Origin of the sequence: Sebaldella sp. S0638 (genome assembly GCF_024158605.1) — a bacterium.
Classification (GTDB): domain Bacteria; phylum Fusobacteriota; class Fusobacteriia; order Fusobacteriales; family Leptotrichiaceae; genus Sebaldella.
In genome coordinates, this window is the sequence record NZ_JAMZGM010000072.1 from 1 (window position 1) to 18,231 (window position 18,231).

Sequence of the window (18,231 nt, forward strand, 5' to 3'; positions counted from 1 at the left end):
CTTAATTACAATACAAATTCATTCAGATAATATATATGTTATTACATATAATTTGTATGACCATTATATCAAAATACCTTTTTTTTATCAATTTATTTTTCGTTTATTTAAAAGTATCAATAGAATACTTTTTTATTATAAATCTAGTATTACATTAATATTTATATATCCAACCAATAAAAAATCACTATATATTTTTGAATTAATTTTATAAATCATCATTTTATTCAATGTACTTTAAAATATTAATATTATTAAACCCGCTAAATTAATTGGAACATTATATTGTGATAGATCAAATTATTTTATGATCTATTTATCAGTATCAATCCTTTTGTTTGCCCTAAATATAATATTAAAATGAAAATTTGGGAATTTTACCATTATTTATATCCACCAACCAGAATATATATTTCATTTTTTTTAATCTAACTATATTAGGTTCTTTTGTGATGCTTATCCATACCTCATATATATCAAAATTTATTGCTCCATTTATTTTATTTAATTCCAATACATCAACAACTTTAAATTTACTTTTCTTACTAAAATAAAACCCCCAGACTTTTTATCATCCAGAGGTCTTTATAGAAAAAATTTTACTGTATTTAGTTATAATATCTTTAGAACACTGCTTTAAGCATTATTCCTGTTCTGTAGTCATCCCCTTTATCATTTCCTGTTGAATATTCACCTGTCAAAAATAAACCATATCTGTCTTCGGCAGCTATTCCCAACATTCCTTTTGTTCTGAAAGTCCCTTTTTCATCCTGCGGTTTTGCCAGCTTGTGATAATTATCTTCTATTGCTGTTAATCTTGCATTCTCTCTCTCATTTAAGTCTGCAAGTTCATATTCATAAGCAAAATCCAAAGTTCCCTTTAACTGCCATGCTGCCTTGCTTCCCAGCGGCAGTGAACCTGTTAATTCCACTCCTGCTCTCGGCTTTACGCTCCATGCATCATTTCCTTCTATTTCAAGAGATTCCAAACCGCTTTCACTAAATGTCGGTCTTGTTACATACATTGCCCTGAATGCTCCATAAGGCATTATGCTTAATCCCTTGCTTAAATCAAAGTTTTTCCCCAGAATATTGTCACTTGTTATACTGTATGTTTCATATGTTCCATTCATTTCAGATTTTCCAAGTGATGATCCCCAGTCTATATTTCTGTCTACATTATGAAAACTCACTCTTCCTGTAAGATCGTTTCTTAATACCCAGTCATTTGCTTTGTATTTATTATGCACTCCCAGCTGAATTGTGTCTGCTTTTTCTTCGCTGTCATTTCCGTCTTTGAATTCAAAGCCTGTGTGCAGGTATCCCAGTGAATAACCAAATGTATGTCTGTAAGTTCTCTCTACTTCTCTCAAAGCCAGAACCCCCGCTGTTGTGTAGTCATAAGGAGTAACCCCGTCTGTCTCTTCTTTATTTTTACCTTTTCCGCCTATAACACTAATTTTCACATTCTCTTTTGTATTATTAGGTGATTCATGCAAAGTAAGCATTGAATTTTCTAATGTTCTGGCTATATCATTCTCTCTCTGGTTCATATTTGCATATGTATTTCCTGCGAGACTTCCCATTATATGTCTGAATTCTTCTTCTGTTTCTATATAGCCTGTTTTATTGTAAATTTTCATTGCATCCCCTGTAGAACCAAGAAATTTTTCCTCAAGAGCATTTCCAAAGTCTTCAAACCACAATCCGTCAGTATAAGTGGTGAAACTTTTTCTTTCCATATAGACATTTGCCCCTGTTCCTGTAGCTTCCGGAGTTGCTTCCCATAATAACGAACCGCTTACAAATTCATAATTTCCGCCTGAAGCCACTACTGCATTTTCTATTTTATATACATTGGCATTTGTGCCGTCGGCAAATCCCGGAAGTATTACTATAGGTTTATTAGTAGTCAGTGTATCAGCTATTATTGAAGTTCCATTTGCCACAAACTGTGAACCTGAAGATACTGTTGACTGGTAAACCACACTTTCAGGATTTACTTTTATTGCCAGTGATATACCATCCGCTGCTAATGCTCCGTCTGACTGAATTATTCCTCCGTTTATTATGCTCGGTATTTTGTAAGTTTCTCCTGCCATACCTGATATAACTGCGTTCGATCCCAGAACCAATGTTCCGTTATTCTCAAAAGTCGAACCTGCTCCTAATAAAAACGCTGTACTCTTATCACCGGTTGCTCCTGACATATTTATTGATCCATTGTTCACTGCATGGGAATTTATGTTGGCAAACATTCCGGAAACATTATTTCCTGTCATTATTATGTCTCCGTTATTTATAATTGTTCCGTTTTTATTAGCCACCATTCCTATTGAGTCGTCGCCCGTCATTGTTATTGTAGTCCCCAGAGCATTTTCCACTGTTCCGTTATCTACGAATAACCCGACTGCACCTTTTCCTGTTCCTGTTATATTTCCTTGATTTACTACTGATACCGGATTATTTCTTGTATACAATCCTATTCCGTTCTCGCCTATATTTGTTGCACCGGTATTATTTATATAAGAACCGTCTCCGTATATTCCCACTGCATAACCGCTGTTATCATAATCCACAGAGCCGTCAGATTTATAAGCCAGAACAGAATCGCCTACACTTATAGTTCCTGTATTAGTAATAGTACCATTTTTATTATATATTCCAATATTGGATTTTCCTGCAGTACCGTTTATATCAGCAGCATTATTTGCAGTTCCTCCGGAAACCATGAAAATCCCTATATTACTGTCACCGGACATGTTTATATCTGCTCCGGCATAGTTATTTACAGTATTCGCTCCGGCTGAATACACAGCTGTTCCTTTTCCGTTTAATGAGAGTAATCCGTAATTGTCCAGAACAGATCCTGTTTCCAGTATAAACCCATATGCTCCAGCACCTATAACAGTGGTATTTGTACTATTGTTAGTAATATGTGTCCCGTTAGTCCCGTAGATACCTACTGATTCATTTGACCCTACCTCTGTATAACTCGCTGTTCCCAGAGTAACCGTACCGCCTTTAGTATATATTCCTGTTCCTGATTCCCCTGTTTTTAATATATTATTCTGATTTACTGCTGCACCTTCTGCGTATATTCCTATTGAATTTTTTCCTGTCTCTATAGTTCCCGTATTCGTAATTGTATCACCGGCAGTATTGGAGTATATTCCTATACCCGGATCATTTAAATCTGATGATGCACCTATTTTTACAGTTCCGCTGTTTGAAATAGAGTTAACAGCTCCTGTTTTATAGATTCCAACAGACTTATCGCCTGACAGATCTATCAAACCGCTGTTTACCACAGGATTTAATACATTATCAGCAAAAATTCCTACGTTATTTATCCCTGAACTGATTATTGAACCGCCGTTATTTATTGTATCACCATTTTTTAGGTACATCCCCTGAGAATTATTACCAATTGTTATTGTACCTGTATTTATAATACTTGAAGATGCACCTTCGGTATAAATTCCTGTAGAGTCATTTCCTACTGTTATTATATGTGTATTTTCAAATCTTGCACCATTTTTCCCGTAAAGTCCTGCTGAACTGTCTCCTAAAACAATTAATCCGTCATTCTTTCCATCTACTCCCGGTGTAATAGGTGATCCCCCGGTATACTGCCCGTCTAATGCCACAGCTACTACTCCTGTTGCTCCGGCTTCAGATGTTATATCCGAGCTTGAGTTCAGATAAATATTCGTATATTTCCCGTTTAACATTGTTCCGTTTGTAGCCAGTAATGCAGATGAACCGTAAGTCATCTTACCGTTTACCAGACTTCCCAGTGTATAATTAGAACCAGCTGTAACTGTCCCTACTGTTATACCGCTGAAATCTATACTTGTACTATTTGAGTTTATGTTAAATAACGTAACATTCTGACCATCTATATTAATGGTTCCGGTTCCTGCGAAAGAAGAAGTATTTCCATCTATGTAGTATCCCAGAGAATTGTCGCCGTTTAAATTTATTACAAGATTACTCAAAGTAACGTCACTGTTATTAGCATACATTCCTATTCCGTTGCTGCCTACTGTTATTGTTCCTGTAGCCGAGACATTATCAATCTGATTCGCATAGACGCCTATTGCACTGTCACTGGCTCCAAGGTTCACATTTGATCCTGTACTTAGTATAAGACTGCTCGCACCTGTTCCTGCATTATCATTAGCGTATATTCCTATTACTCCTGCTGTTCCCGCATTAGAAGTTATCGAACCGCTGCTTGTTATATTTACTGTTTTATTACCATATGAAGTTGGTGATAAAATATCCTGATTTGAAATACCATATATTCCTATACCTTTATTCCCCAATAAGATACTTCCGGTATTTGTAACTGCTGTTCCATTTTCACCATACATACCCACACTGTCAGTACCAGTAACATTAATAGCTGTGTTATTAATAAGAGTTCCGTAATTTGCATACATTCCCATTGACGATGATCCCGTAAGTGCAATTGTTCCGTTATTAGTCAACGTTACCAGAGTGTTGCTTGCAGCACCTGAATACGAAGTCTGCCCCATTGCAAGTTTATTATTTCCGTCACCTTTTATTGTACTTCCTGATATCAGGTTCAGATTTGAAGAATAAAAGCTGTTTTTATTAAGGGCATCATTATCATTATCCAGATCAAAAACCTGATTTCCGCCGACATTATCAATATTAATCGTTCCTCTATTGATCGTTACATCTTTATAATTTCCTGATGAAGGATCTATGTTTAAGCCTGCTGTGGAAGCTGTAGGCAGGGCTCCTATAGAATAAGTTCCCGGACTGTCTAGCAGGAATACTGTAGAACCATCCTCCATTTTTAAATTAAGATTATTTAAGTTCACGTAAGATGTGGGAATCATTGACAGAGGTCCATCCACAAAAAAGGCTGTTCCTCCTGATTTTACATTTGCTGTTGAAGAACTTAAAAATGTTATCGTAGAATTAGCCGGTGTTGAAGATGCATAAAACAATATTCCCCCGGAAGATGCTTCTGCTGTTATATTATCGAGCTTAATATCCGAACCGTTATACGAGAAGAAACCTATTCCGCTGTTTGTTGCTTTCACTGTTGTATCTTTTATTGTATTAGTAGTATTTTGGTTTGCAAATACTCCTGTTGCTTTTTTACCGTCTGCACTTATTACTTTTGTTCCTCCCCCGTCATTGGTAAAGTTGGCTCCTTGAGATAATAAAATACCTATAGTTCCTTCAGCGTTGCTTCCTGTTGATTTTACATATATATTTCCTTTATTTATAAATGAAGAAGAAATCTGATGAAAAATTCCTGCACTTAATTTAGAGGAATTATTTACATCGAGTGTTATGTCTCCTGTATTTTCTATAGTTCCTGTACCTGCTGAACCATAAGTTATTATTCCGTAAGAATTTTCTCCGGTTATATTTATTTTAGCGGAATTATTTATCGTCTGACTTCCCGGAATATCAGTTATAATTCCCATTGAATTGGATTCCAGATTTATTTCACCGTCAGAAATATCAACAGTCATTGTAGGAAATGAAGTTAACAGCATATTTATCGCTTTACTGTAATTTCCAACAGTATTAGTATCTCCATAGACATTTATAGTTCCTACCTTTAGTTCCGATTTATTAAAAATACTTTCTGACTGACCAGATAATGTAAGTTCAATTCCCACGGAATTTTCTCTTACATTCATTATTCCTCCGCCCGAAGCATCATAAATACCTGTTGACCAGTCTTGAAGATATCCAAGAGCATTTGTCAGATTTATTGTTCCATTATTTATTACAGTGTGCTGTCCAAGTGCAGTAGAAGTCAAATGCCCGAAATGATGAGCCATAACCGTTCTAGAATAAGGAATATTCCCTACTCCCTCAACTGTAATTACACCATCATTGATGATTTTCATAGGATTTGGATCACTTCCGTATGCATTAGCTGTTGCATATAATTCTTTCATGCTATTGCCATTTTCATTTTTGAAAATTATTTCTCCCCCGCTTTTATTCTGAAGTTCTATACTTCCCTCAAAAAACAGTCTCTCTGTTGACATATTAGTTCCATAATGAACATCAATTTTACCTGTATTTTCAAATATCAGATTTCCTGTATTGAAAGTTTCATGCTGTACACCAACTGGAGCATCTCCCATAGAAGAATCGCTTACATTCAGTATCCCGCTATTTTTCACATATAAATTAGTGTATGTCGTCGCTGAATTTGTACTCAGCAATGCTCCTTTTGATCCGATTATATTATTTGTCCCAGTAAATTCAATACTTTCATTTGATCCCTGAAATACATAATATCCATCATTCGTCCCATCTGTGTCAAGGTTTAAAGAGTTTATTACCCCCGGATTAGAAGTATATAATGGATTTGATATTGTTACTATACTAGGATTTAAAATTACTCCCGAACTCCCAAGTCCTGTAGGGGGAACCGGAGCAGTCGGCACTTCTATACCGCTGAGATTAAGAAGAACTACATTTGGATTAGGTGCTTCCACAATTTTCTGACTCGGAGTCATTACATTAACAGTTTTTGGATTTATATTCAGTTCCAAAGGATCACGGCTTATACCGCTGATTGGTATATTTACTCCCAGATTTATTTCCTTAGGTGTCTGTAACGGCTGATAAGGCTTCCCGGAAATCCCGCCTTTACTTCCGCTGGTAACCATATAATTCCCGTCTGCATCATAATATCCTGATACCTTTGAATTATATCTTGCATTATCTGAACTATTGTCCACACCTTTTCCATATTCTTCATAACCAGCTGAAAAGAATACCTGCCATTCAAGATATTCCGGCTTTACTATGTAATCACTCTGTACATACAAATCCTTCAGCTCTTTATTTTTTTCTTTAAGCACACGCTCAATTATCTGATAGTTTTTATTATTTGATTTATTTTGTTCCAGATTTTTTACTGCATTATTGTACATTCTGTCATATTTACCTGTTCCTGCATTGCCGGAAGCTTCTATACCAGACGTTAATACTGCATTTAATGCCATAAACGATATTAATAATTTTTTCTTTTGTTTCATTATTTTCCTCCATTTTATATTAACCTGTTTTATCCTAAGTAGTTATAGCGTTAGTTATTTAGATAAACAGTTTCTTGAATTCTATAAAACCTTCTTAATTTTCATAATTTTTTATATTTTCCTCCTTCCTTTAATATAATTTTTTCTAAAAATTCGATTCATATTTGTTACAGAATTCACTATTATATTTTAATAGATATCTTGAACAAAGTCAATATTATTATATATTTCAGAGTCATTTCGCCATCTCTAATTATTGAAAAAACGGTTAATTATTTTTATATAGATAAATATTTTTTTCACATATTTAAACAATTGTCTTTTAGAATTTATTATTTTTTATAAATATTATCACATAATAAAAAATACCGAATATTTAATTCAGTATCTTTCCAAAATATTTTTTTATAATTCCAGTCTCAGACTACGACACCGAAAATCATCTTTCTCTCACAACCTCACCATTTCGAAATTTCATAACAGGAAAGCTTCCTCCTGATATTTCACTTTTCGGCACGGCATTCTCTATTCTTCTAACATCTTCCTCACTGAGTTTTACCTCAAGAGACTTTAATGAATCTAAAAATGTAGCAGTACGGCTTGCACCTATTAACGGAATTATGTCGTCACCCTTAGACAGCATCCATGCAAAAGCAAGCTGTGACACTGTGATCTGTTTTTCATCTGCAATTTTTTGCAGTCTGTTTACTAAAGCAACATTTTTTTCAATATTCTCTTTAAAAAACAGAGGAACAAAACCACCTGTACTCTTTTGAATACGTTCCTGCGTCCATATCCCTCCGAGCAGCCCGTGAGCTAAAGCACCAAATCCTACCACAGGTATTCCAAGTTCTCTCGCAACCGGCAGAATATCTGTTTCCATTCCACGGTTAAAAAGAGAGTACTCTGCTTCAAATAAACTGATCGGATGAACTGCATCTGCTCTTCTCAAAGTTTCCTCATCTACCTGTGTCATACCAATATGTTTTACATAGCCTTCTTTTACCAATTCCGCAATTGCACCGATAGTTTCCTCCACCGGAATCCCGAGATCAATTCTTGCAGGCTGAAAAAGATCTACATAATCAAGATTCATCCGTTTTAATGAATGTGCCAGATAGTTTTTTATATTAAACGGTTTCACGTCCAGCCCGTACATCTGACCGCTTGGAGCAGTTAATGCCCTGAATTTCAATGAAACAAAGACATCTTCCCGTTTACGCCCGCTTAATGCTTCGCCAATAACCATTTCACTCATTCCTGAACCATAGAAATCTGCAGTGTTAAGCATATTCACACCGGAATCCAAAGCTGTGTGTATCGTATTAATATATTCCGATTTATTTTCATACTTTGTCATACTTCCGCACCCAAGCCCGAATCTTGGTAATTCTAATCTGTTTGTTTGATTTCCCATTACAAATGCCTCCTGATATTTTCATTATTTATTTTTTCATAGTATAATCTTTTACATTGTTAATTATTATTGTAAATAATTGTAAATTTTCCTTTTATTCGTTACTCTCTTTTTCCAGTATTTTATCCACAAGACGGGAAAAGTTTTTCTTTTCTTCCTCATCTAAATTAGACATTGCTGTATCTTCTGCATATCTCATTGTTTCCCATAATATTAAAACTGTTTTCTCTCCGTTTTCTGTTAAAATAAGGCTGTACGCTCTTCTGTCGGAAATGTTTCTCTTTCTTTCAAGATATTTTTTTTCTTCAAGAAGATCAATAATATGTCCCATCGTGGACTGATCGATATTAAGACGGCCTGCTATTTCTTTCTGGGTAATTAAAGGATATTCCCTCACTGCAAGCATAGCACCGAAATGCTTTGGCGTTATTCCGTATTCTGTTAACTTCTCAGTGAATACTTCTGATATATCTGCCAGTATTTTTGATAATTTAAATCTATATGTCCCTTTAAAAGAAATCATTTTTTCACCTCTTTTGTCACAATTTTTTAAAATAATAAGTTCAACTTATGATAAGTATAACTTACTATTTTAAAAATGTCAATAAAATTTTACTTATGGTTATTTTTCATTAAAATCAATTTTTAGTTTTAATTGAAAAATCACAATAAAACATGGATTAATAAAAATACATAAATTTTTTTTATATTATCCTATATTTAAATTTTTGAAAATATTTATTCTAGACGACTCTTTAAATGTCCTTAATTTAATTTTTTCAAAAGAAAAAGAGCATTTCCGAAATGAACATACCAATTTCTATTCCGAAAACACTCTACTTTCTTTATTTTATTACTTAAAATACTGCCTTTAAAGTTACTCCTGCCCTGTAGTCATCCTCTTTATCATTCCCTGTAGAATATTCTCCTGTAAGGAATATTCCGTATCTGTCTGCTACTTCTACCCCTATTGCTGCCTTTGTTCTAAATGTTCCTTTTTCATCTTCAGGCTTTGATAATTTATGGTAACCATCTTCTATGGCTATTAATCTTGCTTTCTCTCTTTCATTCAGATCTGCAAGCTCATATTCATAGGCAAGATCTAACGTCCCTTTCAACTGCCATGCTGTATTCACTCCTAACGGCACAGCACCTTTTAGTTCTACTCCTGCTCTCGGCTTTGCACTCCATGCATCATTTCCTTCCACTTCCAAAGCTTCAAGTCCCTTTTCCTCAAATGACGGTCTTGTCACATACATAGCCTTAAATGCTCCATAAGGCATTATACTTGCTTTTTTCCCAAGTTCAAATTTCTTACCAAGTATATTATCACTTGTTATACTGTATGTTTCATATGTTCCGTCCATTTCTGACCTGTTGTTCGGGCTCGGCCAGTCTATGTTTCTGTCCACATTATGAATACTCGCTCTTCCTGTCAGATCATTTCTTACTTCCCAGCCGTTTGCCTTATATTTATTATGTACCCCGAGCTGGATTGTGTCCACCCATTCTTCGCTTTCATTTCCGTCTTTAAACTCAAATCCTGTATGAACATACCCCAATGAATATCCGAATGTGTGTCTGTATGTTCTTTCTACCTCACGTAAAGCCAGCACCCCTGTTGTTGTGTAATCATAACCTGTTACTCCGTCTGTTTCCTCTTTGTTCTTACCTTTTCCTGCTATTACGCTTATTTTTATATTTTCTTTTGTGTTATTTGATGAATCCTGTAATAAATGCAGTGAATCTTCAAATGCTTTTGCTATATCATATTCTCTCTGATTTATATTAGCATACACATTTCCTGCAAGACTCGCCATTACATGTCTAAAGTCAGTTTCATTTGTTATATAGTTAATTTTATCATATATTTTTCTGCCTTCACCTGTTGTAACAGCATATTTCTCATTAAGTTCTCTTCCAAAATCCTCAAACCACAGACCATCCGTGAAATCCATATATGCTTTTCTTGTCATTACAAGGTTGCTTCCCTGAGCTGTCGCATCCCATGTTAATGATTGTGATATATATTCCCCTTTTCCTGCTGCTCCTTTAAATATATTTTCAAATATATATCTGTCTGCTGCTGTTCCTACTGCGAAATCAGGCGCTACTTCCAATTTGTCAGGTATTACGCCGCCGAATCCTACTTGGCTTGACGAGTTTGTTGTCGGTGTATTCGTAGCGGGATCTATTGTTACTATTACTCTTATTCCGTCATAATTAAAGTTTCCGCCCACATTTATATTTATTACTCCTGAATTTACCAATGTCGGCATATCAGGCAGATTATACTGCTTTGATGTATACCCCTGTGTTGTCCCTGTTGTATCTGTTATATTACTTAATTCCACTGTAGGAGTATAAGATATTCCCAGACCTGTTCCTGTGATATTAATAATTCCGTGGTTTATAAGTTTTGTATCGTCTCCTGCAAGATATATTCCTGTTACATCATTTCCCGTTACATTTATCACCGATCCTGAATGGTTATATATCTGAGCTCCGCTCTGACCTGCTATTCCCATTACATTATCACCTGTCATATTAATTGTACCGTAATTATTTACTGTTGCATAATCTGCTGCAAATATACCTTTTGCATCATCTCCGACACCATTTATTATTCCGTAATTATCTGCTGTGTAACCTGCTCCTTTTACATAAATTCCGATTCCTTCTTTTCCTACCTGTATTGTTTTTCCTGAATTATTTGTTATATTTGACTTCTCCCCGTATATCCCCACTGAATATCCAGTTTTATATTTGTTTCCGCTGGAATCTGTATGCTCTACAAGGTTCGAATCTCCAAGAACAATATCAGCATTATTTACTATATTTGCTCCTTTAGCATATACCCCTATATTTGAAACCCCTGTATTTCCAGTTATATTTGCATTATTAACAAATGATCCGCCGTTTTTCAAATAATATCCTATATTGTCAGAACCTGTCATCGTCAAAGTTCCGCTGTTATCTGCCGCAAGTACAGAATCAGCAAACACAAATATACTGTTATTACCTATTACTGCTGATTGGTTATTTGTAAATGACGGTGCTGTACTTCCTGTGAATACAAATCCGTACGATCCGTCCCCTACAGATAACAAGGAATTATTTATTACTGTTCCTGCCTGATTTACCGCATATACACCTACTGCATCATTCTGCCCTACTGTTATTGATGAACCGGTATTCAAAGTAATTGTTCCGCCCTCGGAATATATTCCTGTTCCGCCGTTTCCTGCTGCTATCGCTCCGTCATTTGTTATATTTCCATTCAGATTATATATTCCTATTGAATTATCTCCTACATTTACAGAGCTTCCTGTTGAGTTCAGAATGCTGCTTCCCGCATTATCTGCATATATTCCCACTCCCGGCTGAACAGCACTTACAGAATTACCTATTAGTATTGTTCCGCTGTTTGTAATATTATTTGCTCCTGCTGTATATATTCCTATTGACTGATCACCGCTCAAATCTATTTTATTAGCATTTGTCACAACAGTTGCTGTTAATGACGAATTTTCCGAGTATATTCCCACAGCCTTTTGGCTTGCACTGTTGATTTCTGCTGTTCCTATATTTGATACACTTGATCCGTCTTTCAGGAATAAACCTGTTGATTCCTGTCCTATTGTTATTATCCCGTTATTATTAACTATATGTGATAACAGGCTTGCTGAACTCTCGGCATATATACCTACTGAATTATTATTTATTGTTATTGTACCTTCATTTCTTCCTCTTGCTCCTCCTGTAAGATACATTCCTGCTGATGAGTCTCCAAGCGTTATTATTCCGCGATTTGTTCCTTCTTCATTTACTATCTGTCCTCCGGAACCTGATACTGTATGTCCCGGAACTGCTGCATGCTGACCGCTCAGCACCATTCCCGATACATTTGTACCTGTGGAATTAATATTCGACCCTGTTCCAAATAAAGCTGCTGTTCCTATACCATTTATCAGCGATCCGTTCGACCCCAGTGTTCCAGTTGTATTATTATAGAAATCTCCTCCTATCATATTACCTACTACATATGTAGAACCTGGTGTTGAAGTTACTGTGAACGGTGTAGACAGATTTATGCTCGAACCTGCATCTGTTATCATCAATGTTATATTCTGTCCGTTTACAGATATACTTCCTCCAAGATTAGTCAGGCTGCTTCCGTTTGTAAGATAATATCCTATTGCATTATCTCCGTTTAATGCCACTGTTCCGCCGTTTATTGCACCTGTACTTCCATTAACATAAACTCCTACTCCGTCTTTTCCCACAGTTATATTTCCGTCTATGTTCAATGTTGAATTTACTGCATATATTCCTATTCCTGCCTCACTGCCTGATACATCTATATTTGAAGATGAAGTTAAGTTTATTACAGAATTGGCAACTGGTACTGCTGTGTTATTGGCATATATTCCGTATCCGCCATGTGTTGTTCCTGTTGACACGATATTTCCGCTGTTATTTATATTTATTGATTTATCTCCGTATCCCGGAGTCCCCGGCAGCTGATTTACACCATATATACCTACACTTTTATTACCCATATTTATCGTTCCGGCGTTTACTGCTGCAGTTCCGTTTGCAGCGTATATCCCCACTGATTCTTCCCCGTTCATTTTTATAAGACTTCCTGATGTATTTGTCACATTTCCAAAGTCAGCTAATATTCCCGTTGAATTATTTCCTGATAAATCTATTATATTATTATTATTTAATGTTATTCTTGCTCTGTCTGTCGTTAATGAACCAGTACCGTAATTTACCTGTCCCACAGCAAGTTGTCCTGAATTTGTTCCTGTTATTGCTGAATTTACATCTACGCTTGAGTTTATAAAGTCTGATTTATTGTATGAATCCGTTGTACTATTCAGATTTACTGCCTGATCCACTATTAAAGTCCCTTTTGTTATAGAAAAAGGTGTGTAATTAGGATTACTTGACGATGAGATTTTTACCTGCGGTGTTATTGAAGCTCCCGGTGCATACGCTGTTCCTATAGAACTTAACAATATTGTTCCCGGACTATCCAGTATCGCCAGTTTAGATGTAGGATCTTTAAGGTTTATTTCAAGCGTTCCTCCACCTGTTACAAGTGTTGTTAAATATGTATTTAAAGCACCTGTGGAAGAAAAAGCCATTCCTCCTGCTTCTACATCTACTACTATATTTCCTGAAGCTATGTTGACATTTCCTGATACACCATTATTTAATGCAAATATCCCGCCATTTTCTACTATTGATTTGTAAGTCCCCGATAAGTTTATTGTCGTTCCGTCAGCATAAAGACCTATAGCTCCATCTCCTGTTTTTATTGTTCCTCCGGATAAGCTTGCTGGCCCTGTTGCATATAGAGCAGCTCCGTTTTTAGAGAATACTTCCACATTCCCACCTGTCATACTAAATGTTCCCGAATTATATATTCCTACCTGATCTTCATTTGATCCCACAGCCGTCAAATAGATATTACCCGAATTATTTCCTATTCCATTACTTCCTACGTACATACCTATTACTTTATTTGCCGAAACTGAAGATGACTGTATTGTTCCTGTATTTGTTATTGTTCCTGAATTTAGTGCCGATACTCCTATTCCATACATTCCTGTTACATTATCACCAAGTAATATTGTATTTGTGTTTGTCCCGGAAGATGTGTTTCCTGCTGTTGCTTCCACATACATACCTATTCCCGAAGTTACATTATCTATTTTTATTATCGCACCATTACTCATTGTCGAATTTTTCAGATATATTCCTGTACCTGCACCGCCTGATACATTTATATTTCCTGTTATTGACGAAGATGTACTTTCATCGCCGTATATTCCTACGGATTTTCCTCCTGTTGTTGACTCTACTGTTATTGTTCCTGCATTAGTTAAACTGGTCTTTCCTGCAAAAACACCTACTACATCTCCTGTCCCTTTCAAATCAATGTTTGATGTCGCCGTAAGATTAATTGTCGAATCAGCTAAGTTTAATATATTATTTGTATAAATACCTGTTACATTTCCTGTTACTCCTCCGCTTACTGTTGTTATATCCTTTTCATTTGTAATGTCTATTTTGTCATTTCCATATCCTAAAGTTGCAGAACCTGTTATTCCGTCAAAATAGTTTCTTCCGTACATTCCCACTGATCCGGCGTTCAGTTCTATCAAGCCTTCGTTTAATGCTTTTGAACCATTAGCAGTGTTTATTCCCACTGAATTTGTTCCTATACTGATCTGACCTGTTGCTGTATTTGTCATTGTTATATAATCTCCGGCCATTCCCACAGATTTATTTCCTGATAATGAAATAGTTCCGTTATTTATTATATATCGTCCTGCCAGTGTTCCTGATGTATTGTTTTTCTGAGCTATGGCAACCTGGTCAGCTTGTGTTCCTGCCACTGTTGTTCCGGAAGCGACTGTTACATTTGTATTTATAAACTGAATTTTACCATATGCTCCAGTATCTAAATGTGAGTGTCCTGAGTTATCCAGAGTTAAATCAAAACCATTCATAACATAGTCACGGTATCCTGTTCCGGTAAAACTAAAGAAACCTGTAGTCAGACTCGGCAATCCGGCAAAACTGTTTATACTTGCAGTTCCTCCGGGTGAATCAATATACATGACATTTGCTCCTGCTGCCATATTAACAGTTAAATTTCCTGGATTTGTAAATGCTCCTTTTATAGCTGCTGCTATTGTAGGAATATCTCCTAAACCGGTAACCTTAGCATAAAGAAGCATACCTCCTGCATTTACATTTGCTGATGCCGGAGCTGTTATATTATATTTCCCTGTTACTACTCCGCTGTTAACATGATTATAAAAAAGCAGACCACCCTGATTAGCTGTAAGTATACTTGAACCTGAAAGGTTTATCGTAGAATTATTCCCTGAATATAAGGCAATTCCTCCGTTTTGCGCAGTGATATTTCCACCGCTTATTGTTGTTGTATTCACATTATCAGCATATACCCCTATTGAATTTTCGGCACCTGATATTATTGATCCGCTGGACATTGTATATGTTCCTGAGTTATATACTCCTAACGATTCTTTGCCATTCAACGTTATTGTCCCGCTGTTCTTGCCTGTAGAACCTGAAAGCACTGCGATCCCTTGTGATTTTTCTTCATTTACTGTTACTGTCCCTTTATTGTCTAAATCTCCTCCTAGTGAAGATAGTATTCCTATTGACGTTTTTGCCCCGGTATCCAATGTAATTATTCTTCCGGTATTATTTATTACTGATGTTCCTGCACCATTTGCCTGTAAAACAACATTGTTCCCTATTCCTTTATTTATTGTTATGTTTCTGTCTAATGTAATATTTCCGTTGTCTGATCTTAAAAGTACACTTTTTGAAGCATTTGAATCAAAGTCCAAAGTCTGAATATGAGTTCCTGTAAAAATCATATTTCCGGTTTGTGCGTAATCACTTCTTCTCAATATCCCTATATTTTCTGTACCGTTTACCGTAACATTTAAATTTGAAATATTTCCTATTAGATTACTTCCAATTTGTTTTGACAGAGAAACCCCTACATTATTCGATCCCTTTACCACAATTCCGCCATTTCCTAAATTTGAACCATCTATAGTTGTATTACTGTAATAAGCCGCATTTGCCGGAAATACATTTGCTACCCTTAATCCGTAATTATTTGAGGAATTTACTTCAATATGTCCTGTTTGAACAGCAACATTTAAAGGACTTGAATATTGCCCGAAATCAATTCCTATACTTTGTGTACTGTTTATTATTATATGTCCTGAATTTATAGTTTGAGCCCGCTTTATAAATTGTGTTCCTTCTGAATCAACGTTAATACCAACTATGTAATCACCGCTTGCCAGATTAATCGTTCCGGAATTTTTGAATATAGATGTCGCACCAGCTAGAACTGTCCCTGATCCTGCACCGTGTCCTGCCAGCAATTGGTGTTCTACACCGGTTAATTCACGGTTTCCGACATTATTCAAATTCAATATTCCTTTGAATTCAAAAGTTCTGTCTGTCGCTGTTGAAGTAGCAACTTCATAAGGGTTATAACTTATGAATCTCACTGAACCGGCAGGCGAATTGTTATTAACTGTCCATGTCCCGTTTATTGCCACATTTATGTCTCCTGCCACATTTATTATAGCATTGGGCGAGGCATTTGTCCCGGTCTGCGGCCCTGTAAATGTTGCTGTAGTTGCCCCAGTTCTATAAGAAATATTTCCTGTTACAGAACTTGACGATCCTGTAGTTACCACAACAGGTGTTGTTGCCGTTACGTCATCATAGTTATTTATCATAGTTGTACTGCCTAATGTCCATGCTGGCGTATACCCCTGCCCAAAACCTGTAGGTGTGAATGTCAGAGTTACCGGAGTAAAAGTCGAAGGCGTTGTAATATTGGGAGTAATTGGATCAAAACTGCTTACAACAACTGGAGGAATTGTAGGTACTGATACAGTCACTACTCCCGGTGCTGTAGGTGCTGTTATTGTCGGCACTGAAAATGATGTCAGCGGCGGCAATGTTGGTGTAATTGTTCCTACTGTGGGACTTCCCGGTGTTACAGGTGTTACTAATGGCATGGAAGGTTTTGTCACTCCCAGTGATATCGGCTGTCGGTTCGGCTCTCTGACCTGTATAGCTATCCCCAGATCAATTTCTTTTGGCTGCTGTAATGACAGATATGGTTTTCCCGCAAGTCCGTTTATACTTCCGCTAGTGACTATATAATTACCGTTTGAATCATAATATCCTGTTACTTTCGAATGATATTTCGCATTCTCTCCTGAATTGTCCACTCCCTCGTTATATTCATCATAAAATCCTGTAAAAAACACCTGCCATTCCAGATATTCAGGTTTTACAATGTAGTCCCCCTGTAAATAGAGGTCTTTTAATTCTTTATTTTTTTGGTTAAGTATTTTTTCTAATGTTTGGTAAGTTTTTTCACTTGAATTGCCTTTTTCGATATTTTTTACTATACTGTTATACATTCTTTCATACTTTGTTGATTGTACTGTCTCTGCATTTGCATGAGATATTAGTATTGCATTTAACGCTAGAAATGATACTAATAATTTTTTATTTCTTTTCATTATTCCTCCCTGCTTTTTATCTTATATTGTTTGCTGCTTTATACTGCTCTATTCTGAATAATAAATCTTCTATTTCCTGAATTTCATTTACTTTTTTATCTATCTGCTTATCCACTTTCAAAAGTTCTTTCTCTAATCTCTGACCGCTGTTCAAATGCTGTCTCAGATTAGTCCATTTTCCTCTTGCCCCTTCTCGCAGTTCTCTTCTGTATTCATAAGTAGGTGCTGAATACAGCATTGTGCAAAATATTGTCAAAAATAATAGTCCTGCTGTTTTTTTCATTTTTTCCTCCTTAAGTGCTACTTTTTTCTCATTCTGGCTGTTTCATCAGGCATCAGTTCTTCTTCCTCAGCTTTTATCCTGTCAAGCATTGTATACCAGTAACCTCTTTTTTCGGGAAGTTTCACATATACAGATTCCTGCCCTCTTCTCAAGGCTTTTTCATATGATGAATAAACTCCGTCCTGATCATAATCCTTTGTTATACTGTTTTCTACAGACTTCTCCACTTTTACATCATTGCTGTAAGCTGCAAGTGATAATACAAACAGTGAAAAAATCAAAATTATTCTTCTCATTCTACCTCCTTGTATAATATGTTTGTAGTTAAAAAAGCTAAATTAACTACTTAAAATCTTTGTTACTTTA

Annotated in this window: 6 protein-coding genes; all 6 read right to left on the reverse strand. The window is 35.9% G+C overall.

What is annotated here, in order from left to right:
- Nucleotides 1-623: 623 nt before the first annotated feature.
- Nucleotides 624-7,052, reverse strand: a complete 6,429-nt coding sequence (locus NK213_RS15735) for an autotransporter domain-containing protein (RefSeq protein ID WP_253350765.1) — start codon at nt 7,050-7,052, stop codon at nt 624-626.
- 439 nt (nt 7,053-7,491) lie between these two features.
- Nucleotides 7,492-8,469, reverse strand: a complete 978-nt coding sequence (locus NK213_RS15740) for an aldo/keto reductase (protein WP_253350767.1) — start codon at nt 8,467-8,469, stop codon at nt 7,492-7,494.
- Between the two features lie 94 nt (nt 8,470-8,563).
- Nucleotides 8,564-8,992, reverse strand: coding sequence for a MarR family winged helix-turn-helix transcriptional regulator (locus tag NK213_RS15745; RefSeq protein ID WP_253350769.1), 429 nt, complete (start codon nt 8,990-8,992; stop codon nt 8,564-8,566).
- 334 nt (nt 8,993-9,326) lie between these two features.
- Nucleotides 9,327-17,582 (reverse strand): autotransporter domain-containing protein, encoded by an 8,256-nt coding sequence (locus tag NK213_RS15750; protein ID WP_253350771.1) that lies wholly within the window; start codon nt 17,580-17,582, stop codon nt 9,327-9,329.
- Nucleotides 17,583-17,598: 16 nt separating this feature from the next.
- Nucleotides 17,599-17,865 carry a hypothetical protein gene (locus tag NK213_RS15755; protein ID WP_253350773.1) on the reverse strand — a complete coding sequence of 89 codons (267 nt, stop codon included), beginning with the start codon at nt 17,863-17,865 and terminating at the stop codon, nt 17,599-17,601.
- 17 nt (nt 17,866-17,882) lie between these two features.
- Nucleotides 17,883-18,161 carry a hypothetical protein gene (locus tag NK213_RS15760; protein ID WP_253350775.1) on the reverse strand — a complete coding sequence of 93 codons (279 nt, stop codon included), beginning with the start codon at nt 18,159-18,161 and terminating at the stop codon, nt 17,883-17,885.
- Nucleotides 18,162-18,231 lie beyond the last annotated feature (70 nt).

Bases quoted from the DNA above. Each gene is read 5' to 3' on its own strand.
- NK213_RS15755 (WP_253350773.1), bottom strand. From the start codon at position 17,865: ATGAAAAAAACAGCAGGACTATTATTTTTGACAATATTTTGCACAATG.
- NK213_RS15750 (WP_253350771.1), bottom strand. From the start codon at position 17,582: ATGAAAAGAAATAAAAAATTATTAGTATCATTTCTAGCGTTAAATGCA.
- NK213_RS15740 (WP_253350767.1), bottom strand. From the start codon at position 8,469: ATGGGAAATCAAACAAACAGATTAGAATTACCAAGATTCGGGCTTGGG.
- NK213_RS15760 (WP_253350775.1), bottom strand. From the start codon at position 18,161: ATGAGAAGAATAATTTTGATTTTTTCACTGTTTGTATTATCACTTGCA.
- NK213_RS15735 (WP_253350765.1), bottom strand. From the start codon at position 7,052: ATGAAACAAAAGAAAAAATTATTAATATCGTTTATGGCATTAAATGCA.
- NK213_RS15745 (WP_253350769.1), bottom strand. From the start codon at position 8,992: ATGATTTCTTTTAAAGGGACATATAGATTTAAATTATCAAAAATACTG.